The organism is Dyella nitratireducens, assembly GCF_014642835.1.
Classification (GTDB): Bacteria; Pseudomonadota; Gammaproteobacteria; order Xanthomonadales; family Rhodanobacteraceae; genus Dyella_B; species Dyella_B nitratireducens.
Window position 1 is genome coordinate 1,343,706 of the sequence record NZ_BMJA01000001.1, and the last position, 21,733, is coordinate 1,365,438.

Here is a 21,733-nt window from a genome sequence, read left to right on the forward strand (position 1 = left end):
TCATTGTAAGAGTAAAACAAGACTGGCCCGCTGGCTCAGCACATTGCCTACTTTTGACACAAACTATACGACACTGAGCAGAGAATTGCGGCAGATTGCAAGCAGGTCATTAAGTCGATCGATCCGGGCTTACTCACTAGGGATGACTTCTCTAACTGCATCAATAACCCGCTCTACATCCTTATCTGACATACCGGCTGAAAGAGGCAAGCTCACCGTTTCTCGCCCCAGCTTCATGGCCCTTGGCCACCGCTCCGGTGTCCAGCCAAAACGCTGCTGATAATATGAGTGTTCGGGAATGGACATATAGTGCACGCCCGTGCCGACACCAACTGTTGTCATGGCTTCTAGGACAAAGTCGCGGGAGATGCCACAGCGGCTAGAGTCGACCATCACTGTATACAAGTGCCGGCCATGACGGGTATTTGCTTCCGGCATCGCGGGAAGGGTGATCGGCAAGCCAGCAAAGGCCTCATCATAGCAATGCCAAATCGCAGCGCGGCGCTGCCAATTGCGATCCACCCTCGCGAGCTGATGAAGACCGAGTGCTGCTTGAATGTCCATCATGTTGTACTTGAAGCCACACTCCATCACTTGATAGTGCCTGTAACCACTGTCACTGAAGCGATGCCAGGCGTCCTTGCTCATGCCATGCAAGGCTAAAATGCGCGTGCGAGCAATCTGCTCTTCATTACGCCCGACGATCATGCCCCCTTCGCCCGCTACTACGTTCTTCGTAACGTAAAAGCTGAAACAACCAAATTCGCCGAATGTACCCACCGGCTGACCGTGGTATGTGGCCTCTACGGCATGAGCGCAGTCTTCGATCACGACCAAATCGTGCTTGCGTGCAATCGCCATGATTGCATCCATGTCACACGGGCGTCCAGCAAAATGTACGGGAAGAATGGCGCGCGTACGTGGCGTAATGGCCGCCTCAATGGCAGCCGGATCGATGTTCTGTGTTTGCGGATCGACATCCGCGAGCACTGGCTGCAATCCTGCATGTAGGATTGCGTTGACTGTGGCGCAAAACGTCAGTGGCGTAGTGATAACCTCGGCACCTGGCTCGATGTCTGCAGCAAGCATGCTGACGTGCAGCGCCGCCGTACAAGAATTGACCGCCGCTACCTGCGCAGGCCCCACTCCGCAGTGTTCCGCGAAATCAGCTTCGAAGCGCGCTACCCGTGGGCCAGTACCAAGCCATCCAGAACGTAGGCAAGCGATGACTTCGTCGATCTCCGCCTCCTCGATCTGGGGTGCCCCGAATACCAGGAACTGTGACGACGGCTCCATGCTAACTCCACGTAAATATGAGGGCATAAGCTTACACGCCCTATTACCTCATAGGTTTGCCTCAATATCCTTAGCGGCTGGCAGGTATCAGATAGGTGACTAACTGCTCCACCAGTGCCTCAAGCTTGGCACCTTCAGTATGCAGGTGCAGTTCCGGCGCAGCAGGCGTCTCATAGGGCGAATCGATTCCTGTAAAGTTGCTGATTTGTCCTTCTCTTGCCTTTCGATAGAGACCCTTCGGATCACGACGCTCGCACTCCTCTAGCGAGGTATCGACAAATACCTCGACGAATTCGTCATGCGCAAACAAGCCGCGAGCGAATTCACGCTCATTGCGAAAAGGTGAGATCACACAGACCAGCACGATCAGTCCCGCATCCACCATAAGGTGAGCAACCTCGGCTACTCGCCGCACGTTTTCCACGCGCGCCTCAGGTGTAAACCCTAAATCACGATTCAACCCATGGCGAAGATTGTCCCCGTCCAATAGATATGTGTGATAGCCCAAGGCACACAAACGACGTTCAAGCTGGTTTGCTATGGTCGACTTGCCGGCACCAGACAATCCAGTCAACCAGACGCAGCGCGGTGGCTGTCCTTTGCCCCTCGCACGTGCCTGCTTGTCAACATCCAAGTGCTGCCAATGTACGTTCGCCGCCCGACGCAGAGCAAAGTCCAGCATGCCGCAGGCAACAGTGGCATGGCTTTGCCGGTCAATGAGTATGAAGCCGCCAAGGACGTGGTTTACGGCGTAAGGTTCAAACGCTATAGGATGATCAAGATCGATGTTGCAGGATCCGACTTCATTGAGTTCCAGCCGATGCGCAGCGAGCTTCGCCTGAGTATTCACGTCAATCTTGTGCTTGATTGAAGTAATACGTGCACTGACAGTACGAGCACCAATCTTCAACCAATAGCCACGGCTGGGGAGTAAAGGTTCGTCTCCAAGCCACAATACGTGCCCTGCAAACTGGTCGGCTTCGAGTGCTGGATGAGCCGCATCGACGATGAGATCGCCACGGCTGATATCGACTTCGCGATCCAGCGTCAAGGTCACCGCCTGCCCTGTGCGAGCTTCGGATATATCACCATCGGCAGTTACGATTCGCTCAACCTTTGCTTTATGCATACCGGGCTGGATCACGACCGCCTCGCCAACCTTTACATGCCCACCGCAGACCGTTCCTGCATAGCCACGAAAATGCTGATCGGGTCGATTGACCCATTGAACGGGCATGCGGAAGTTGCCAGGCTGCTGTGGTTCAATGGAGATTGATTCCAGCACTTCGAGCAGAGCAGGACCTTTGTACCAAGGCATACGCTGGGAACGCGAACTAATGTTGTCTCCTGTCAGCGCAGCGATTGGCAACACATATGCGGTATCGCCACCTAGCTGTTCCGCAAGCGCCAGATACTCGTTTTTAATCTCCTCATACACGTCGCTGCGATAGTCGACCAGGTCCATCTTGTTTACTGCGAGAATGATCTTGCGAATTCCTAGCAATAAGCAGATATAAGTATGTCGCCGCGTCTGCTGCAGCAAACCTTTACGTGCATCCACCAGCACTACTGCCAGATCCGCATGAGACGCCCCTGTTGCCATGTTGCGCGTGTACTGCTCATGCCCAGGGCAATCAGCCACCATGAAATGGCGCCGCGCATTGTGGAAGTAGCGGTAAGCCACATCAATGGTAATACCCTGCTGCCGTTCAGCATCCAATCCATCGGTCAGCAGCGAAAAATCCAGGGTGTCACTGTCCGGATATCGGCGACGGCTGTCTTGGCGCAATATCTCCACCTGATCGTCTGACAGCATCCCGGAGTCGTAGAGCAAACGGCCAAGTAGCGTGCTCTTGCCATCATCCACGCTCCCGCAAGTAATGAAGCGCAGCAAGTTGTGCGTCGAGGTATCGCCTCCAGCCATCAGAAATACCCTTCCTGCTTCTTGCGCTCCATCGAGGCAGAGGGATCATGATCGATAATTCGCCCCTGCCGCTCTGAGGTTCGCGATTGTGTCATCTCTTTGATAATGGCATCTAGCGTTTCCGCAGTTGATATGACCGCACCAGTTAGCGGGTAACAGCCAAGCGTGCGAAACCGTACCATGCGCTTTTCAATATGTTCACCCTCTCGCAGCACGAAGCGCTCATCATCAACCATGATCAATGCTCCATCGCGCTCCACGACGGGGCGTTCACGGGCAAAATAGAGAGGTACCACCGGGATATGTTCACGCCGGATGTAATGCCATACGTCCATTTCAGTCCAATTGGACAAGGGAAATACTCGAACACTTTCGCCCTTGTGGATGTGTGTGTTGTACAAGCTCCAGAATTCGGGACGCTGGCGCTTCGGGTCCCAGTGGTGCTGAGCATTGCGAAACGAGAACACGCGTTCTTTGGCACGAGACTTTTCCTCGTCGCGACGCGCACCGCCAATGGCGGCATCGAAGCCATACTTGTCCAAGGCCTGCTTGAGAGCCGCCGTCTTCATAATGTCCGTGTGCACTGCAGCACCATGAATCAGTGGAGAAATACCTTGTCTCACTCCATCTTCATTGATATGTACGAGAAGCCGTACATCATTTGAAGCTGCAACGTGGTCACGAAATGCGATCATCTCTCGAAATTTCCATGTTGTATCAACATGTAACAGAGGGATTGGTGGCCGCGCCGGATAGAAAGCTTTACGCAATAGGTGGAGCAGTACCGACGAATCTTTGCCGATAGAGTACAGCATCACAGGCCGATCAAAGCAGGCCGCCACTTCACGGAATATATGAATACTCTCGGCTTCGAGAGCATTAAGATGGGCGAACTTCGTACTCATCAAAGGCATAGATGGGAGCTTAAGATTACGCCATATTGCCACAGCCATTGGCACCTCACACATACCGGAAAGCTAACGGCATAAAGGGACATGAAGTCTCAGGCGGCACCCTCTTAGCCTCCGGCGTCTACATCTTCTTTACCCCAAGATCTTGTGTCAGCACAGAATTGACTTGCGCTTGTGATGGGCCATGGCTATACCCATTGCGCCAATGACATTGGCGAAGGAGTCGAAGGCCATAATTCCGCAAGCCAGCCCGTCGGATTACTATATAGCCTCCGATTGAAGCGCTTGCCGTTAAGAGCCACAACGCAATTTGACTCAACGAGGTAAACCAGGTCGTTAACCACAAAGTGCAGAAGCAAATCGATGCCATCAAAAAGTTGGCTGTTAGTACGACACCGCACCAATTTAGCCGCTTTGTCAATGCAGCAACTTTATGCTGTCCGGCCGCATACTCGATATCAAGCTCTGCCATGAAGGCGACTCGCTTGCTGAAATCCTTATTCATTTGAGTCAGAGCACTTCCCGAGATAGGCAAGCTTCTATTCTCCTGCTGCAGTTGCTCATTCAACTGTAAAGCATGGTTGATAACAGCTACATCGGTCTGTGGATCGCACCTTTTGAATCCAGCAGGTACGTTTGAACTATTGATTCTGCTAGCCAGTGGCTGAAGGCAAGTATCCATATATGGCTCATTCAAGAAATCAAGTACTCCTCGAATCGCCCACTCCGAACGCTTCACTAGATCCTCATAGCGCAATCTGTGCACGACCTGTGGCCCATACGCATGTTCGGCTCGTATACACGCCTGCACTGTGCCGAGCCAATACTCATAGGCCTGCTGCTCTGTTTTCACCAATGGACGACCATTACCCATTCTGAAGTTGAGCATGGAATCCACTACACAACGCACATTACGGACTATGTGTACGAATTTTGCGTCGGGAAAAAGTTTTCTCAGGCCAGTGATGTAATAAGAATATTCAGGCGTACCGTCTACCCAGCGGGACTTTGGCTCTTCGATAGAGCGAGATATATTGAATGCTTGATGGATTTGAGATGGATCACGTTTACTACAATCTTTGGATATGCATTCTTGCCGAAAGCGATGACCAAGTATCATTGCATTTGTGCAGTCACCGAAAGCCTGGAAAAAGGCTGCATCATCTACACCTAATGCGATGAGCTGCGAGCGTTGTCCATGTAAGGTCCCAGCCTTGAACTGCACACCAAGACTTACCGCAAATTCCCCAAGCCAACCCGATTCTTCTTGAGGCAAAATGTTGGCATGTTGGCCCAGGCACCAAGTTAGTATGCTGGTTCCTGATCGCGGGCATCCGACCACAAAGATCGGCCCCTTATTCTGTTTCGCGCTCATTTTTAATCCCCGCCCGCTGGAACCTTAAACATCTGTTCGATAGCTGAGCCGACGAGCCACTTCCCCTTGAAAACGGCAATGCGGCTGAACACCCTCGTCGTCAGTCTTATGCAAGCCTATATCAAAGCATAGGGCATGTCTGCGTGCCATGATGGCCGAAATGGCTTGTGCTTACGCAAAAGAAGCGAGCTACCTACATGTCCAGGCGTCACGTATGGGGTGGTTAAGATGACAGCGGGCTTCCGTTAGCTGGCGCGAGCAAGAAAAGGAATTGCCACTATTACGATCTGCCAGCGAGCAGAGACAGATGCTAAGAAGCGACTTTCAGCAAATCATCGCCCGACAAACATATCCGACACCCTGATCGGTATCCGTACGGGCATTCTTCCAGAGTAGCGGGCAATTTCAATAGATTAGCCCGCCTATTCCCTATACCTTAAAGGAACCTGATGTCCATGAAGAGAACATCAAAGGACCCTTTTAGAGGGCAGCTAAATAAGGTGCAATAAATTTTCTGCAGCGAGCTCATCCGCATGCGCATAGCCCAGACTGTGGTTTGTATTTATTCGAATTGCCCTAAGATCAAAACGAGCACATGCAGCCCTCAACGGCCACTTCGCCATGAAAGCCGAATCAGCTCCAGGCCTCGTCTAAGCCGTAAGCCTATTTACCAAACTTAATGCCCAGTTCGTGCGCTGCATAGCGATAGCATGCTCAAGATAGCACCGTGCACTTTCGATACCCACCGTATACATCAAGGGCCCGAACTCATGATCCTTTAGGCGATCGATATTTTGCGGCAAAGCTGTCCAGACGCGGGTAAGCAGCTCATCCGCTGTGCACTCTTTGACTCGATCGAATTCTGCAAGAAAAGCCCAAGTGCGTCCGTGAAGCGGATGGATGGTGAAACCAAATTCGGCAAAAATGGGCCTCAATCCTTTGAGCGAATATGAAACGATGTGCCCGCGGCCATAAGGATCAAGATAACCTTGATCATACTGTTTGACGTGCTCGGGTTGCGCGCTATTGAAATAATAAAGAGCACCAGGAGTTGAGCGTGACGCCAACTGCCGCACAAGCTCCCGCAAGATGGAAGGCGTGAGGTGCTCAATGACCTCTATGCACGAACCGGCCTCAAACTCTATGGACAAACTATCAAGTGTACCCACGACGTAGTTGGGATGCGTTGTTCGGTGCTCTTCCGCAGGAGGAAAGAGTTCCACTGCATGGAAAGTCGACTTGGAAGAAGGCATCACTAACGATAAAGCATCAAGTAAATACCCAGGACCAGAACCGACGTCGATATAACGATCAATCGGAATACGGCTGTATAAAAATGTTTCGGCAACACGATTCAACGACGAACCAAATGAGCGCTCACGAGCAGCCTTGAGTTCCTCTTGCCAATAGGCATCGGTATAGTTGCTTAGCTTTCCGGCTTCGACATCAGCAAGAAATTGAGCATCAGCGGATAAGCTGCCACAGCCACTGCACTCGAAATAGTGAACGTCTGAAATAGTTCGGTACGACGTCAACGACTTACTTGAGCAAACCGGGCAAGACACTATTACACCCCTCGTATGGACAATAATGCCATTCATGCAGCCCGCAGGGTCAACCTCGCCCTGCACCAAGATCACAGAGAGTGCTCCGCGATCTTTAACGGCCACACCTGGCCCCTCCTGACAAGCATATCCTGCTTAGGAGATTCAATCCACTTCGAGGCAAAACTGCAGATTGCGAATGCTGCGTGAAGACATCGTCGACACAGCCTCACGACTGGGTTAATGCGTCAATAGCATTTCGTTCGGGTTGCAACTGCGCTTTTGGCTAACTTACTCGCCTGATACGGATAGCGTACGATGCTTGTCGGCCATAGCGTCATCGACCATGGCGTAAGTACCAACGCCCGCCGCCTCTGCCGCCTCTTGGTCGCTGACGCTATCCCCCACCATCACTGAGGTGGCCAGATTGAGGCTGAAGCGCTTGGCAGCCGCAAGGATCATACCTGGATGTGGCTTCCTGCAATCGCAGTTCAGCAGCCAGCCGTTATGTCCAGCTTCTGGATGATGAGGGCAATAGTAAGTCGCAAGCAGGTGAATACCCCGCTCCGCGAATTGGCGATGCATCCACTGCGTGTATGTAAGATAGGCAGCTTCGCTGTAATAGCCTCGAGCGATACCTGCCTGATTCGTCACTACGACCAAGCTATAACCTGCATCCTGTGCTATATGGCATAGGTCAAAAATTCCGTCCACCCAATCGGTTTGCTCCGGGGTATAGACATAGCCGTGGTTGACATTGATTACCCCATCGCGGTCGAGAAACAGCGCCTTTCCACTAGTGCCGCACCTCAACGCTAGAAAGTAGTCTGCGGATTCAAACAGTCGCGGACACCCGCCTGCGCTCATGGTCATTCCGCAAACATGCCTTGAGCACGCAGGTAATCGTCCGGCACCCCAATATCGATGAAGTCGAGCGATTCGCTGAATGCGGCGACCCCACCTGCCAGCGCCTTCGGCCGGAGCACATCTGTCTCGAAGGAATAATTTTTCACAGTTGGCAATGCAGCAATGGCTCTGCTCGTCAGGAAGTAGGTACCGGCATTGATATAGCCCGCCGCTCTACTCCCTTTCTCCTGAAAACCAACAACTCGTCCTTCCTCAATATTCACTGCGCCATAGCGCGCGCTATTGGGAACCCAGGCCAAGGCCATTCCTATGGGGAGCTGAAGGGCTCTTGTGAAGTCCTCGAGTCCACCAAGGTCGACCCGTACGAAAGTATCCCCATTTACAAGATGGGTCGCATCGCCTTTCAGTAATTGCGTGGCCTGACGGATGGCACCTCCGGTACCAAGTGGCTCGGCCTCGCGGGAATAGGTAATGTCCATACCACGCCAGCGGTCACCGATAGTTTGCTCAATCTTCTCAGCCATGTAACCAGTAGCAAGTATCACGTGGCGCATATCGCCTTGAGCCAACTGGTCTAACAGATATGCGAGGAAAGGACGCCCGGCCACAGGCGCCAGCGGCTTTGGAAGGTCTGGCACCACATCCCGAAGCCTGGTCCCTAAGCCGCCCACCAGGACTATGACTTCCTCACACCTTTGCATCGCCGAACATCTCTTGCTCAATCAGGTCGCACAGCAAATGCCCGAGAAACTCGTGACCTTCCTGTATTTTCGGTGTTTCATTGGATGGGATCTGAAAGCATATGTCGCAAAATTCGGCCATGGCCCCGCCGCTCTTGCCAGTAAAGCCGACGACGGCGATACCTGCGGCGTGAGCCGCCTTGATGGCCCGGAGAACGTTTTTCGAGTTACCCGAGGTGGAAATCGCGAGTAACAAATCTCCCTTTCGCCCGAGAGCTTCTACCTGACGCGCGAATACATAATCGTAGCCGTAATCATTGCCGATGGCGGTAAGAATGCTGGTGTCCGTCGTCAAGGCAATGGCAGAAAGCCCGGGCCGATCGAAATTGAAGCGACTAACCAGCTCACCTGCCCAGTGCTGGGCATCAGCTGCACTGCCTCCGTTGCCGGCAAACATCAACTTATTACCGCCACGAAGTGCTGCCACACATAGATCCAAAGCAGCTGCAATTTGGCCGCGAAGCTGTTCGTCGCTCGCCATGGCATTGAGTAATGCCAAAGATTTGCCGAATGCCTCATCAATACGAGAGGTCAACTGATACGCCATGCCGTTGCTCCTTGTGCAGTGAAATGGAAGTCCAAAATGCTACCGCCCTGATCAATAAGGGCACGCGACAACCTCAATCTGTTCTCGGGATCGCAAAGAAACATCATGAAGCCACCACCGCCGGCACCAGACACCTTGGCAGCACGTGCGCCATTGGCGAAAGCAATGCTCTCCACATGTTCGATGAGCGGATTGCTGATGCTGGTGGCTGTCCGCTTCTTCGCCTCCCATCCAGCCTGCAACGTGGTTTCCAAGCCACGAAGATCACCTCTCAACACGCACTCTTTCATTTGCACGGCTTCACGCTTGAGACTGTGCATGGCATCGATAGACGATTGTTTGCTTTCACCCACGTTGCGGGACTGCTGATCGATGATGTCCGCGGATGCTCGCGATACACCAGTGAAATACAGTACCAACGAAGCTTCCAACTCGGCCCACACCCAGTCCTTGATCCTCAGCGGATTCACGACCACTCGCTCATTGGCGTAAAACTCCATGAAGTTGAAGCCGCCAAACGTAGCCGCATACTGGTCTTGCTGGCCGCCAGCAAGCCCCAGGTCCTTTCGCTCGATTTCATAGGCCAACCGCGCGACCTCGTATTCGCCCAGTGGCAGATTGAAATACTCGACAAAAGCCTGCAGCAAAGCGACCACCAGGGTCGAAGACGAACCTAATCCCGAACCCGGTGGTGCATCAGAGAAGGTCTTCACATCCAGGGGCACCACTTTGCCACCCATGTATTCACGCACTACGCGGTTGTAGACTCCTTTCAATAGCTGCAAGGGTCCTTCCGTTGGAATAGCCTCCTCAGAATGCCACTCCTCATAGGCACCACCGTCGAGCGCTGAAAAACGACACAAACCATCCTTGGAAGGGCAGAGGGTCGCATACGCATAACGATCGATGGTGGCATTCATTACATGTCCGCCATAGAGGTCGCAGTACGGGGCCACATCGGTTCCACCGCCTGCCAACCCCAAGCGCAACGGCGCACGAGATCTAACAATCATCTAACCACCCTCGCACGTCGTGCGATATTCATGTCGTTCAACTCCTGGGCAAATACACGCCACTGGGCATCCATAGTGAAATGGCGGCTGACATAGGACTGTCCCTGACGGGACATTTCAGACCACCTTGTATCGTCTTCTAGCAGTTGGAGAACCTTTCGGGCGAATTCATCAGCAGCATCAGCAACTTCTAGCAAATCAGTCGCGGCGCTTAGCCCTTGCACGCCTGCTGAAGTTGTCACACAAGGAACGCCAAAGCGCAGCGATTCTATAACCTTGCCCTTCATGCCACCGCCAAAGCGCAGGGGTGCGACAACGACGCGGGCGGATGCGTAACGCGCCGCCAGCTCGTCATCCGAGACAAAACCGGTTACCTCAATCCATTCGTTGGCTAACGCAAGCACCGTTTCCGTGGGATTTGAACCCACAAGCGCCAGTTTGAGGCCAGGTCTTTGCAAGTGAATTAACGGCATCACCTCGCGGACAAGCCAGATCGCACCATCAATATTGGGCGGATGGCCAAAACCTGCCACAAATAGAAGTCCGTCGCGCTGACCTAGGTTTCCCCAGGGTTCATTCGGCAACGACTCATAGGAATAGGGTGCAACGGTGTAGCTTCGCACGGCTGATTCACGTGCGCGAAGCCATTCGCTCACATGGCTCGTCTCTGTTTCAGACGGATAATATACGGCGTCTACCCGCGACCATATATCGTGTTCGAGCACCTCGAACCGATCGCGCTCCAACTTGGCTTCAGGGGTAAACTGCACACGAAGCTGATCATCGAGTCGCAAGTGATGTATGTCATGGCCGTAATAGAGCACCGGCGCTCGGACGTACTGGCGAACTGCATCAATGAATTCGGCAGCGATATGCGGGCGGCTTAGCAACACACAATCCAGATAAGCCGCATTGTCTCGCAGCCAACTGTCGAACCCTGAATAAAACTCCTCACCGTACATGACTTCGACGCCCAGCTGCTGAAGAGCGGGTAGATAGACTTCATCTGCCCACAAGTTCTGCGGCCAAAATTTCACGTCAAAACCCATACTCTTAAACATGGCCATGAACTGCCACATGGTACGTGACCCTGCATCCCTATCAGGCTGCGGCACGTAATGGTCAACAACGAGAATAGTGCGAGCCGAGCCGGTACGCCCCCGCGCGAGTGTTACGTGCTGGGCATTTTCGAAATGATCTCGTTCCAGTACTTCATGCCAGCGTTCGCGGAAGCGTCGCTGATTCTCCACTTGATGAGACTTGACACCTGAATTCACATCTGTGCCGTGCGAAATGCCCTCGAAATGAACCACCACCGATTTTGGCTGGTAATACAGTTTCAGTGCAGCTTCTCGCACTTTGAAGGCAAGGTCGGAGTCCTCGCAATATGCAGGAACGTAACGCTCATCGAAGCGGCCCAATCGCTCAAACAGAGACGCCTCGATCAACAGCGAAGCACCAGAGCAGTAGTCAGCTTCGCGCACATAGTTGTAAATACTGCGCTCCGGATTATCAAGACGCCCGTAGTTCCAAGCACTGCCGTCCCTCCAGACTATGCCCCCTGCCTCTTGTAGCCTTCCATCTGGGTAGACCAATTTTGATCCCACCATGCCGCAGTCATGATGGCGTTCGAATACATCCAACATGGCATCAAGCCACCCCGCGGTTACTTCAGTATCGTTGTTTAGCAAATAGAGATACTTGCCCTTGATGAGCGTGGACGCTCTATTGCATGAACGCACGAATCCTAGATTCTGCGGATTCTCCTCATATCGCAGGCCAGGCACGGACCCGAGTGCTCGCATCGATACGTCACCTGACGCATCCTCTACCACTAGCACCTCGAATGTCACCGCTGGCCGATTCTTCATGATCGAATGCAGACACGAGACGGTATAGGCCAATTGGCCGTAGGTGGGGATGACAATACTGATCACTGGCTCCTCAAATTCCGGAAAAACCAGTGCCTTTAACTTCATCTCGACATTTGTAGGGCCTGAGACTGCCAATTGAGGCACACGCCGCCTTGGCCAGTGGCGCCTAACCCGATTACGCAGTGCATGCTTCAGCGGGGCAATATCCGCCCTCAGCAATCTGGAAAGAATTCTAAAAGGCTTGGTAATTCGCCAGGAATAAGAGCTCAGGATTGTCCGCATCTGTGCCCGAAGCACTATAAGCTCTTGCTCTTGGGTATGAATACGTTCGCCAAGCTGCGTGTTCGCGTCGACATAGATCTTTTTTAGCTGGTCCAATTCCCGCAGCCTATCCATCATTCGAATCAATCGCTCATTCAATGGCCTACTATCCGACTGCGGTTCGCCTGGCGCGAGCACATCGGTGCCACCTTCCCAATTCGTGGCATTCAAATGGCTTCCAAACTCCTTAATTTGCCTGCGAAGGAGCTCAATCTCATCATTGTGCTCGATCAGGTCGCTTTCCATGCCTTTAGCCCATTGTGCAACAGTCTCATGCTCCCGAACCAAGCTGCCATACCTCACACGCAGCTCGCTCAACTCAGCGTCAATCTGCTGTGCCCATGTAGCAACCTGTCGATGCCGTTCGTAGAGATCCTCAATTTCCGACAGAAAAATGGAAGAGCTGAGCTTGGGTAATGCAACCGTTTCGGCCGCAGCAATGGCCACAAAATAAACAGGCTCCTTCAGCCTCATGGTCCGTTCTTCGACCGTCTCAGCAGTGTCCGTGAACGCATCCATGCCTTGCCACACTTCATCGCCCGCTGATGCAGCAATGACTGAGCCGGTTGATATACGTTGGCCGTAGTACCTCACGCTGGAAAACCGGGTGTGCAGCAACGCGTCAAATTCCGCGAAATCCAGTTCCTTTACATGAAATTCGTTGTGATGTCCCGCCTTGTCGCTATAAACAAGACGATTTGGCGAAGAGATAACCAACACGCCGTCCGGCCTGAGCACACGCCGTATCTCAGCGATCATCTCTTGATGTTTGTCATGATGCTCAATGGTTTCGAATGACACCACAATGTCGACACTATGGTCAGGCAGCGGAATCGCAGCCGCATTGCCCTCTCTAAATTGAAGCCCTTCGATTTCAGAATACGCTTGCTTGGCGTGCTCAATGGCCTCTGCGGAAATATCGACACCAATCACCAAAGAGGCATCGCGCGCAAGCATTGCGCTGCCGTACCCCTCACCACAAGCGATATCGAGGACTACTTTGTTTGCGACAAGTCTCCGACACCATGCGTAACGATGCAGATGTTCATGTCTTATTTCGCCAGACAGAGTGGGCAGAAAACGCTCGCCGGTGAATTCCATTTACTCACGACCCCAACTGCTGAATTTTGATCGAATGCATGGGAATACCAATCAGACCATGGCATGGGGTGACACAATCATTCGCTCTGAAGGTCAGTGCGTCATGAATCCAATGCTGCTGGGTATGATCGGCTTGTGACCCATTGGCTAGCGCAACATCAATCGAGTAATCAGCCGAGGGAAGAACAGGCATCCTAAATGTAAATGTTGCTCGCAACCGCCTCCCAGTATCTGCCACGACAGGCTGTTCGCTATAGGCTAAATAAGTATTGTCGCCAAATAAACGTTGCCCCAGGCGATCTTTGATGTAGAAGCCAAAAATTGGAGCCTCCAGCGGCTTGAATACCTCAGCCTCTATGGACAGGCTCACCAATTCCCCCCCCAAGAAAAGCTGACTGGCTTCACCTTCATTGCTGGCGAGAGAAACATTTGTGATAGCCGCTGCACCCGTGCCAAATTGATTACCTGCACGATCAGGGTCGAATTCGAATACCTTGGTTTTGTTGTTTACATCTACCGCATTTATCGTTTTGGCTTGAACAACAACGGTGTCCGTCGAACCATATGCAAGTTGCTCCCCGTGTATTGGCATAGGCAGTTCTTTAATTTCGTCAGAAGTTCGCACAGACGGTTTTAAAGCAACCGACTGTCCGATTGATGCTCGGTCTGCCGCATGCTGCTCAGCCAAATACTGTTCGACAACTTCCTTGGTAGGTCCATCAAGGATCTTTCTTCCACGGTCCAACCAGATTGCGCGGTTACATAAATTGGTCACAGCAGTGGTGTCATGACTGACAAACAAAAGGGTACCTTTCTTTTGGAAATCACGCAGGAAACGCATACATTTTTGTGTAAAACGGATATCGCCTACACTTAAAGCCTCGTCGATCACTAGCGCGTCAGCATCGACATGTGCGGCAATTGAGAACGCAAGCCTTACGTACATGCCACTCGAATAAGTTTTTACCGGCTGTTCGATAAAGTCGCCGATGTCGGCAAAGGTCAGGATCGAATCGAAACGCTTTCGCAGCTCCTTTTCAGGAATACCGTATAGAAGGCCACTCAAGTAGACGTTCTCCTCCCCGGTAAACTCTGGGTTAAACCCTGCCCCCAGTTCCAGCAACGCCGCGATGCGCCCGCTTGTGCGGATATTGCCCTCGGTAGGGTGCAATGTGCCGCAAATCATCTGTAGCAAGGTCGACTTACCGGAACCATTACGGCCAATGATGCCAACAGTTTCGCCACGCTGCACATTGAAGGTGACGTCGCGTAACGCCCAGAACTCCTCGTGATATTTCAGTCCATGCAGCCCCATGGTGCGCCCGACCCTTGGCAGAATCATCTGCTTCAAGCGATCCGCTGGCTTGGCATAGATATCGTACTTTTTACCCAGCCCATCAACAGAGATGGTCAGTTCTTCAGAGAACATCAGCAAATCCTCGGCGCGAGCGCTCAAACCAGGCGAACGAAACCCAGGCGAAAAGGCACGCAACAACCGTGTATAGCCCCAGTTGATCCCAGCGTGGCGCATGTCCCCAGACCAAAACGTCCCGGGAAGCTTCAACGATGACTGTTAACGGGTTCAAATAAAGCAGCTGTCGATACGGGGGCGGAATGATTTCTTTAGGATAGAAAATCGGTGCGAGGAACATCATCATTGCCGTAATGATGCCCATCGCCTGCTTCAAGTCCCGCAAAAACACACCAAGCGAACTCAGCAACCAGATCAAGCCAGCAACAAAGGGAATGAATGGCAGCACCACGATCGGAAAATAAACAACCGTCCAAGGAATGAAGCCACGCACTATCAGGGAAAAGATCAACAGCACGATGGTAGAAACCAGTAGATGGAATAGTGCTGAACCGAGCGTACTCCAAGACAAGACTTCGAGTGGGAATACCACTTTTTTTACAAAGTTGGTGTTCTCGACGACCAATGTTGGGGCACGATTCGCACACTCTGTGAACAGAGTGTTGATATTCAGTCCTGCAAACAGGATCACCGCGAACTCAAAATGCCCGGAAACTTGGCCGGTCCAGCGTGACTTGAAGATCAGGCCGAATACAAACGTATATATAGCCAACATCAGCAAGGGATTGAAAAACGACCATAACAAACCGATAAAAGACCCTCGGTAACGACCGATCACGTCACGTCGCGCAACCTGCACCGTCAGAACGAAATGGCGCGCAAGTGATATATAGGGGGATAACGGATCGCGTAGGCGATAGGCGGAAAGCATAAATCAGGTCACCGTAGATATCGCGACTTGCACGAGTTCTCGATCAAGGTCGCGTCAAAATTTTATAACCGAGGGAATCTCAACCCTGGTCGCATCAATGTTTCTGCTCAGGTGAGCGCTGAGGCTAGCTCGTCCTTGAGATCCCGAACGTCCTCCACGCCTACTGAGAGGCGGATCAGGCTATCGCTAATACCCAGCCGCTTGCGGTTTGCAGGTGGAATCGATGCATGAGTCATGATGGCAGGATGCTCGATTAGACTTTCGACGCCGCCAAGCGATTCGGCCAGTGCAAACAGCCTGCAACGCTCCAGCATCCGACGCGCCATTCTCAGCCCGCCCTTCACTTCAATGCTGATGATGCCGCCGAATCCGTTCATTTGCCGGCGTGCAAGCCTATGCTGAGGATGGCTTTTTAGCCCCGGGTAAATGACTCTCTCGATCGCCGGGTGCTTCTGCAACCAGACAGCCAAATGCTGCGCACTTTCGCAATGTGCTTTCATTCGCAGATGCAATGTCTTCAAGCCTCGCATAGCCAGAAATGCATCGAAAGGACCTGCGATCGCTCCTACCGAATTCTGCAGAAACCCTACTCGCTCAGCCAATTCGGCCGTTTTGGCCACAACGATGCCGCCCACCATGTCGGAATGGCCATTGAGATACTTGGTTGCCGAATGCAATACCAAATCCGCACCTAGTTCTAGTGGTCGTTGCAGAATCGGCGAACAAAAGGTGTTGTCGACCACCAAGAGCAGTCCATGCTTGCGAGCAAATGCTGCAAGCTTACTCAGGTCGACCAACTTCAGCATCGGATTGGTCGGAGTTTCCGCCCAGATCATCCGCGTATTGGGCTTTATTGCTGCGTTTAGCGCCTGAGCGTCATTGAGATCGACGAAGCTGAAATCCAGCCCGGCAGAGCGGCGCCGTACGCGCTCGAACAAGCGATAACTGCCGCCATATAAATCGTCCATGGCAATGACGTGGCTACCGGAATCGAGTAGATCTAGTACCGTGGCTGCTGCAGCCAGGCCAGAGGCGAAAGCAAAGCCAGCTGTGCCTCCTTCCAATTCCGCTACGCAGCGCTCGTACGCCAGCCGAGTCGGGTTTTGCGTACGCGAATACTCGTAACCTTGGTGTACGCCCGGGCTCTTCTGCACATAGGTGGAGGTCGCATAAATGGGCGTCATGATCGCCCCCGTACTGGGATCGGGATGCTGCCCGGCGTGGATCGCCAAGGTTCCTAGCCCCAGCTTCGCCTTCCCTGCGACGACCCTAGTCGGTTTGCTCATACCCTCTGTACCCCATCTGGCTTGACGTCAAAACGCCAATCTTACCCTTGAGCGGCCTTCCCAGCAGAGTCCTGACTTGAGGAAGCGTTCATAAACCCGTGAGCCATCTCAGCCTGCTCGCACTCTCGCTTTGGCGTGCCGCCTGCAATCTTCTGCACGAACCTGAACAGCACGTCCTTGAAAGGTAAACCCCTCCCGATAGGGCACGTTCACGTCCAGAACCGTGAAAGTCATCGCAGACCTGCGAGACCCTGTCGCAATCTTTTACGAAAACTGTAAGCCTCGCGCAACATTTCTGTCATGCTCACGTCCTTCAAGTTCTTTCCCTATTCGTATGGCCGATCACCCTGTTCTGATCCACTATCACATCTTCAAGAATGCCGGCAGCAGTGTGGATTCAAGCCTGCGGCACTCTTTTGGCGATCGCTGGGGCAGTTTCGAAGGATCTCACGCACATGCCATACAATCCAGCTCACAACTAGACCAATTCATCGCTAGCAATCCTCATCTGTCAGCGATTTCAAGTCATCTGGCACGCCCTCCAGCTCCCGCTGGATGTTTGCCTATTGTCTTCGTCAGACATCCTTTGCTACGCGCCTATTCGGTCTATAACTTCACGCGTGCGGATTCCTCCCAGCCTTATTCCGATGTCGCGCAAGATCTCAGCTTTCCTGACTACATTGCCTGGGCCTTGAGGAAAAAAACCGGAAGCATCGTTATTCGTGACTACCAGGTGGTGCATCTGTCTGACGCCTCCTGGCGCGGCAATCACATTCTCGATGCTAGAGCGGAACGTTCGGATTTGGAGCAGGCATGCCAGTTACTGACCGACTGGGGGGTAGTGGGTGTCGTGGAACAGTTTGATCTTTCTGCACAAGTATTCCAGAGCATTTATGGACCACAGCTACCCGATCTGGTTTTCCAGCCGCGCTGGGAAAATGCAACGATCAGAGCTCCATTCTCTCCAGAAGAACAGCTGGTCCAGCTCAGGCATACCCTCGGGGAGACCCTCTATGCAGACTTCATGGAGGCCAACAAATTTGACCTTGCCCTGCACGTCCATGCCCAGTCCGTACTTGCCGATGCCGCGCAGCGCACGGGGCTGATGCCTGAAGCGGGAGGCAACGTCATTTGTTTCCAGGTCGGAAGCTGAGGATCTTGCCACCTGTATGGGTGGCAAGATATGCAACATTCCTGCATTTGCCCTAGCGATGCTGCACCTTATGCGTCCTATGACAGAATATTAGGCCATCCTGGGAGCTACGCATGAAAACTTTGCTTGTCACCGGCGGCGCCGGCTTCATCGGCGCCAACTTTGTATTGCAAGCCGTCGCTGACGGTATGCGCGTCCTCAACCTGGATAAACTCACTTACGCTGGTAATCTAGACACTCTCGCTTCGCTGAGAGATAGCGACCGGCACATCTTTGTGCAAGGAGACATCGGTGATCGAAGCCTGATCGATCAGCTGCTCACCGAATACAGGCCCAAGGCAATCGTGAATTTCGCCGCCGAATCCCATGTCGACCGCTCCATCGACGGACCAGCAGCTTTTATCCACACCAATGTCGTGGGTACGCTAGGTCTGCTTGAGTCGTCGCGTGATTATTGGCGCTCCCTAGACGGCATGGAGCGGGGGCAATTTCGTTTTCTTCACGTATCTACCGACGAAGTCTACGGCTCGCTCGGTACCGACGGAAAATTTTCCGAAACGACGCCGTACGCACCAAACTCACCATATTCCGCATCCAAAGCCTCATCAGATCATCTGGTGCGCGCGTTCCATCATACGTATGGACTTCCTACGCTCACAACCAACTGCTCAAACAATTACGGGCCATTCCAGTTCCCTGAAAAACTGATCCCCTTAGTTATCCAAAAGGCCATGTCCGGGGAACAGTTGCCGGTATACGGCGATGGCATGAACATCCGCGACTGGTTGTTCGTTGGCGATCATTGCTCGGCCATTCGCCATGTGCTGGATGGAGGTCGACTAGGCGAAACGTACAACGTCGGCGGAAATGCCGAGCGCACCAACATAACAGTCGTAAAAGCCATCTGCTCCCTGCTCGATGCCAAGCGACCGCTGCACGATGGCCGCAAGCATGAATCGCTCATCACTTATGTAAAGGATCGTCCGGGCCATGATCGCCGTTATGCGATCGACTCGAGCAAGCTGCAGCACGAGCTCGGCTGGCAGCCTTTGCACAGCTTTGAAAGCGGCATCGAGGCAACTGTTGACTGGTACCTTGCCAATCAGCCTTGGGTACAGCGCGTGCTCGATGGCAGCTATCGCATGGAGCGGCTGGGCGTATGAGTACACGCAAGGGCATTATTTTAGCCGGCGGCTCAGGGACGCGCCTTTATCCAATCACGCAGGCGGTCAGTAAGCAGTTGTTGCCGGTGTACGATAAACCGATGATCTTCTATCCGCTGGCCACCCTGATGCTGGCGGGCATTCGCGAGATCCTGGTGATCAACACACCACACGAGCAGGCACTGTTTCAGCGCTTGCTAGGTGATGGCTCGCAATGGGGCATCGACATCCACTATGCGGTGCAGCCCTCACCGGATGGCTTGGCGCAAGCATTCCTCATCGGCAAGAAATTCATTGGTGGCGATCCGAGCTGCCTTATTCTGGGTGACAACATCTTCTACGGCGTAGGTTTGACGGAGCGCCTCAAGCGTGCGGATTCACGACGCGACGGCGCGACGGTATTCGGCTATTGGGTCCGCGATCCGGAACGCTATGGTGTGGCCGAGTTCGACGCCAGCGGCCACGTCATTGGATTGGAAGAGAAGCCCGCGAAGCCAAAGTCACAATATGCCGTAACGGGCCTTTACTTCTACGATGCACGTGTATGCGATTATGCGGCGGAGCTAAAGCCCTCCCCGCGTGGCGAGCTGGAAATCACCGATCTCAATCGCCGCTACCTGGAAGACAACTCGCTGCATCTGGAACAACTTGGCCGCGGCTACGCCTGGCTGGACACTGGTACTCACGAGTCGTTGATGGAAGCCGGCAACTACATCGAGACGATCGAAAATCGTCAGGGCTTGAAAGTGTGTTGTCCTGAAGAGGTGGCGTACAACAACGGCTGGATCGATGCCGAGCAGGTCAGGCGGCTTGCGGGGCCGCTCATCAAGACAGGCTACGGCCAATACCTCATCCATCTCGTTGAACAGGGGCTCGTCAAATGAAGGTCGTCCAGACCTCCCTGCCTGGTGCCATCGTTGTTGAACCCCAAGTTTTTGGCGACGCACGTGGCTTCTTCTACGAAAGCTACAACCAGGTCAAATATCACGCTGTCGGCATCACTTCCGCTTTCGTGCAAAGCAATGTTTCGCGCTCCAGCAAAGGCGTGCTGCGCGGCTTGCACTACCAGTGGCCCAATCCACAAGGCAAGCTCGTCAGTGTGCTGGAAGGCGAGGTATACGACGTGGCGGTAGACATCCGCCGCGGCTCACCCACGTTCGGGCACTGGGCTGGGGTGATCCTCAGCGCCGAAAACCATCGCCATTTCTGGATTCCTGAAGGCTTTGCGCACGGCTTCTGTGTGTTGTCCGAGCACGCCACGTTTACGTATCAGTGCACGGCACTGTATGACGCGAAGGCCGATGCCAGTGTTCGCTGGGACGATGCAGCCCTTGGCATCGATTGGCCCATCAGAGCGCCTCAGCTTTCCGAGAAGGACCTCAAGGCTTCGCTGCTGGCCGACATTCCCACGGAACGCTTGCCCGTATTCGCCGAATGAACAACATCCTGCTGCTTGGTGCCAACGGCCAGCTCGGCCGTAGCTTTCTCGAACACCAAGAACTTTCGACATTTGGCCACATCGTTGCAGCCAGCCGTGATGGCGCGCGCTTCGACGGCGGCTCGGCCGAAGTGGCTGATCTTTCCTCACCCGCCACGCTGTCGACTCTGCTGGATAAAGTGCAGCCCGCCATCATCATCAATGCGGCAGCCTACACAGCGGTCGATCGCGCCGAGCAGGAAGAGTCCCTGGCCACCACGGTAAACGGTGAGGCCGTGGCCGTTATCGCCCGCTGGGCTGCCGCTCACCATGCCATGGTCGTGCATTACTCAACCGACTACGTTTTCGATGGGCAAGCTTCCATGCCCTATCCGGTCGACGCAGCCACCGCACCACTCGGTGCCTACGGCCGCAGCAAGTTGGCCGGCGAGCAAGCCCTACAAGCCAGCGGTGCCGCATACCTCCTGCTGCGCACTGCTTGGGTATATGCGCCGCACGGCCACAATTTTCTGCGCACGATGTTGCGATTGGGTGCTGACCGCGCGGAGCTGCGCGTGGTGGCGGACCAGTATGGCGCACCCACAAGTACGGACACCATCGTCAACGCGACGCTCGCCGCCTTGACCACTTGGCAAAATGCCGATGCCACACAGCGTGGCGCCATGCAGGGCATCTATCACCTTGTTGCAAGTGGCCACACCAGCTGGCATGGCTTCGCCAGCGCCATCTTCGAAAAAGCTCATGCCCGCGGGCTGATCCCGCAGCTCCCCCGTGTGCTGCCGATCGCCACGGCCGAATATCCCACACCGGCCAAGCGCCCCGCCTGGTCCGTGCTAGATAACAAGAGCTTCCAGCAACGCTTCGGCTATGCTCTGGCCGATTGGCAGGAAGGCCTGGACCAAGTCATCGACACTCTCGCAAAGCAGGCTCGATAAAA

18 protein-coding genes are annotated in these 21,733 nt (G+C 53.5%); 5 read left to right on the forward strand and 13 right to left on the reverse strand.

Annotation, left to right across the window (positions count from 1 at the left end):
* Nucleotides 1-129: 129 nt before the first annotated feature.
* The 13 genes from IEX75_RS06295 to IEX75_RS06355 all read right to left on the reverse strand — a co-directional run bounded on the left by IEX75_RS06295 (nucleotide 130) and on the right by IEX75_RS06355 (nucleotide 17,042).
* Nucleotides 130-1,296: a DegT/DnrJ/EryC1/StrS family aminotransferase gene (locus IEX75_RS06295; RefSeq protein WP_229720657.1), complete on the reverse strand. Its 1,167-nt coding sequence runs from the start codon at nucleotides 1,294-1,296 to the stop codon at nucleotides 130-132.
* Between the two features lie 70 nt (nucleotides 1,297-1,366).
* Complete coding sequence (gene cysC / locus IEX75_RS06300; protein ID WP_188793388.1) at nucleotides 1,367-3,220, reverse strand: adenylyl-sulfate kinase; 1,854 nt, start codon at nucleotides 3,218-3,220, stop codon at nucleotides 1,367-1,369.
* The gene (cysD, locus tag IEX75_RS06305; RefSeq protein WP_188793389.1) at nucleotides 3,220-4,125 is read right to left on the reverse strand and encodes a sulfate adenylyltransferase subunit CysD; all 906 of its coding nucleotides are present in this window, start codon (nucleotides 4,123-4,125) and stop codon (nucleotides 3,220-3,222) included. The genes cysC and cysD overlap by 1 nt, the downstream gene beginning before the upstream one ends.
* Nucleotides 4,126-4,252: 127 nt before the next feature.
* Nucleotides 4,253-5,506, reverse strand: a complete 1,254-nt coding sequence (locus tag IEX75_RS06310) for a sulfotransferase family protein (RefSeq protein WP_188793390.1) — start codon at nucleotides 5,504-5,506, stop codon at nucleotides 4,253-4,255.
* Between the two features lie 650 nt (nucleotides 5,507-6,156).
* Nucleotides 6,157-7,176 (reverse strand): methyltransferase domain-containing protein, encoded by a 1,020-nt coding sequence (locus IEX75_RS06315; RefSeq protein WP_188793391.1) that lies wholly within the window; start codon nucleotides 7,174-7,176, stop codon nucleotides 6,157-6,159.
* 165 nt (nucleotides 7,177-7,341) lie between these two features.
* Entirely contained in the window at nucleotides 7,342-7,917 is a 576-nt protein-coding gene (gene gmhB, locus IEX75_RS06320) for a D-glycero-beta-D-manno-heptose 1,7-bisphosphate 7-phosphatase (RefSeq protein WP_188793392.1), read from the reverse strand.
* 2 nt (nucleotides 7,918-7,919) lie between these two features.
* A complete protein-coding gene (locus tag IEX75_RS06325) occupies nucleotides 7,920-8,618 on the reverse strand; it encodes a nucleotidyltransferase family protein (RefSeq protein ID WP_268236464.1) in 699 nt (232 codons plus the stop codon).
* A complete protein-coding gene (locus IEX75_RS06330) occupies nucleotides 8,605-9,204 on the reverse strand; it encodes a D-sedoheptulose-7-phosphate isomerase (RefSeq protein ID WP_188793394.1) in 600 nt (199 codons plus the stop codon). Before IEX75_RS06330 ends, IEX75_RS06325 begins: the two co-directional genes overlap by 14 nt.
* Nucleotides 9,189-10,124 carry a GHMP family kinase ATP-binding protein gene (locus IEX75_RS06335; protein WP_229720658.1) on the reverse strand — a complete coding sequence of 312 codons (936 nt, stop codon included), beginning with the start codon at nucleotides 10,122-10,124 and terminating at the stop codon, nucleotides 9,189-9,191. Before IEX75_RS06335 ends, IEX75_RS06330 begins: the two co-directional genes overlap by 16 nt.
* 89 nt (nucleotides 10,125-10,213) lie before the next feature.
* Nucleotides 10,214-13,513 carry a methyltransferase domain-containing protein gene (locus IEX75_RS06340; protein ID WP_188793396.1) on the reverse strand — a complete coding sequence of 1,100 codons (3,300 nt, stop codon included), beginning with the start codon at nucleotides 13,511-13,513 and terminating at the stop codon, nucleotides 10,214-10,216.
* 4 nt (nucleotides 13,514-13,517) lie between these two features.
* The gene (locus tag IEX75_RS06345) at nucleotides 13,518-14,942 is read right to left on the reverse strand and encodes an ABC transporter ATP-binding protein (RefSeq protein WP_188793397.1); all 1,425 of its coding nucleotides are present in this window, start codon (nucleotides 14,940-14,942) and stop codon (nucleotides 13,518-13,520) included.
* Complete coding sequence (locus IEX75_RS06350; protein ID WP_188793398.1) at nucleotides 14,932-15,756, reverse strand: ABC transporter permease; 825 nt, start codon at nucleotides 15,754-15,756, stop codon at nucleotides 14,932-14,934. Before IEX75_RS06350 ends, IEX75_RS06345 begins: the two co-directional genes overlap by 11 nt.
* A gap of 107 nt (nucleotides 15,757-15,863) precedes the next feature.
* The gene (locus tag IEX75_RS06355) at nucleotides 15,864-17,042 is read right to left on the reverse strand and encodes a trans-sulfuration enzyme family protein (RefSeq protein ID WP_188793399.1); all 1,179 of its coding nucleotides are present in this window, start codon (nucleotides 17,040-17,042) and stop codon (nucleotides 15,864-15,866) included.
* A 223-nt stretch (nucleotides 17,043-17,265) separates the two neighbouring features.
* Here IEX75_RS06355 and IEX75_RS06360 point away from each other — a divergent pair, with 223 nt between their 5' ends.
* The 5 genes from IEX75_RS06360 to rfbD all read left to right on the forward strand — a co-directional run bounded on the left by IEX75_RS06360 (nucleotide 17,266) and on the right by rfbD (nucleotide 21,731).
* Nucleotides 17,266-18,195, forward strand: a complete 930-nt coding sequence (locus tag IEX75_RS06360) for a sulfotransferase family 2 domain-containing protein (protein ID WP_188793400.1) — start codon at nucleotides 17,266-17,268, stop codon at nucleotides 18,193-18,195.
* A gap of 113 nt (nucleotides 18,196-18,308) precedes the next feature.
* A complete protein-coding gene (gene rfbB / locus IEX75_RS06365; RefSeq protein WP_188793401.1) occupies nucleotides 18,309-19,358 on the forward strand; it encodes a dTDP-glucose 4,6-dehydratase in 1,050 nt (349 codons plus the stop codon).
* Nucleotides 19,355-20,242 carry a glucose-1-phosphate thymidylyltransferase RfbA gene (gene rfbA / locus IEX75_RS06370; protein WP_188793402.1) on the forward strand — a complete coding sequence of 296 codons (888 nt, stop codon included), beginning with the start codon at nucleotides 19,355-19,357 and terminating at the stop codon, nucleotides 20,240-20,242. Before rfbB ends, rfbA begins: the two co-directional genes overlap by 4 nt.
* Nucleotides 20,239-20,796, forward strand: coding sequence for a dTDP-4-dehydrorhamnose 3,5-epimerase (gene rfbC / locus IEX75_RS06375; RefSeq protein WP_188793403.1), 558 nt, complete (start codon nucleotides 20,239-20,241; stop codon nucleotides 20,794-20,796). The genes rfbA and rfbC overlap by 4 nt, the downstream gene beginning before the upstream one ends.
* Complete coding sequence (gene rfbD / locus IEX75_RS06380) at nucleotides 20,793-21,731, forward strand: dTDP-4-dehydrorhamnose reductase (RefSeq protein WP_188793404.1); 939 nt, start codon at nucleotides 20,793-20,795, stop codon at nucleotides 21,729-21,731. The genes rfbC and rfbD overlap by 4 nt, the downstream gene beginning before the upstream one ends.
* Nucleotides 21,732-21,733: the final 2 nt, after the last annotated feature.

Bases quoted from the DNA above. Each gene is read 5' to 3' on its own strand.
- IEX75_RS06325 (WP_268236464.1), bottom strand. From the start codon at position 8,618: ATGCAAAGGTGTGAGGAAGTCATAGTCCTGGTGGGCGGCTTAGGGACC.
- IEX75_RS06350 (WP_188793398.1), bottom strand. From the start codon at position 15,756: ATGCTTTCCGCCTATCGCCTACGCGATCCGTTATCCCCCTATATATCA.
- cysC (WP_188793388.1), bottom strand. From the start codon at position 3,220: ATGGCTGGAGGCGATACCTCGACGCACAACTTGCTGCGCTTCATTACT.
- IEX75_RS06340 (WP_188793396.1), bottom strand. From the start codon at position 13,513: ATGGAATTCACCGGCGAGCGTTTTCTGCCCACTCTGTCTGGCGAAATA.
- rfbC (WP_188793403.1), top strand. From the start codon at position 20,239: ATGAAGGTCGTCCAGACCTCCCTGCCTGGTGCCATCGTTGTTGAACCC.
- IEX75_RS06295 (WP_229720657.1), bottom strand. From the start codon at position 1,296: ATGGAGCCGTCGTCACAGTTCCTGGTATTCGGGGCACCCCAGATCGAG.
- rfbB (WP_188793401.1), top strand. From the start codon at position 18,309: ATGAAAACTTTGCTTGTCACCGGCGGCGCCGGCTTCATCGGCGCCAAC.
- gmhB (WP_188793392.1), bottom strand. From the start codon at position 7,917: ATGAGCGCAGGCGGGTGTCCGCGACTGTTTGAATCCGCAGACTACTTT.
- cysD (WP_188793389.1), bottom strand. From the start codon at position 4,125: ATGAGTACGAAGTTCGCCCATCTTAATGCTCTCGAAGCCGAGAGTATT.
- IEX75_RS06310 (WP_188793390.1), bottom strand. From the start codon at position 5,506: ATGAGCGCGAAACAGAATAAGGGGCCGATCTTTGTGGTCGGATGCCCG.
- IEX75_RS06330 (WP_188793394.1), bottom strand. From the start codon at position 9,204: ATGGCGTATCAGTTGACCTCTCGTATTGATGAGGCATTCGGCAAATCT.
- IEX75_RS06345 (WP_188793397.1), bottom strand. From the start codon at position 14,942: ATGTTCTCTGAAGAACTGACCATCTCTGTTGATGGGCTGGGTAAAAAG.
- rfbA (WP_188793402.1), top strand. From the start codon at position 19,355: ATGAGTACACGCAAGGGCATTATTTTAGCCGGCGGCTCAGGGACGCGC.
- IEX75_RS06355 (WP_188793399.1), bottom strand. From the start codon at position 17,042: ATGAGCAAACCGACTAGGGTCGTCGCAGGGAAGGCGAAGCTGGGGCTA.
- rfbD (WP_188793404.1), top strand. From the start codon at position 20,793: ATGAACAACATCCTGCTGCTTGGTGCCAACGGCCAGCTCGGCCGTAGC.
- IEX75_RS06335 (WP_229720658.1), bottom strand. From the start codon at position 10,124: ATGAATGCCACCATCGATCGTTATGCGTATGCGACCCTCTGCCCTTCC.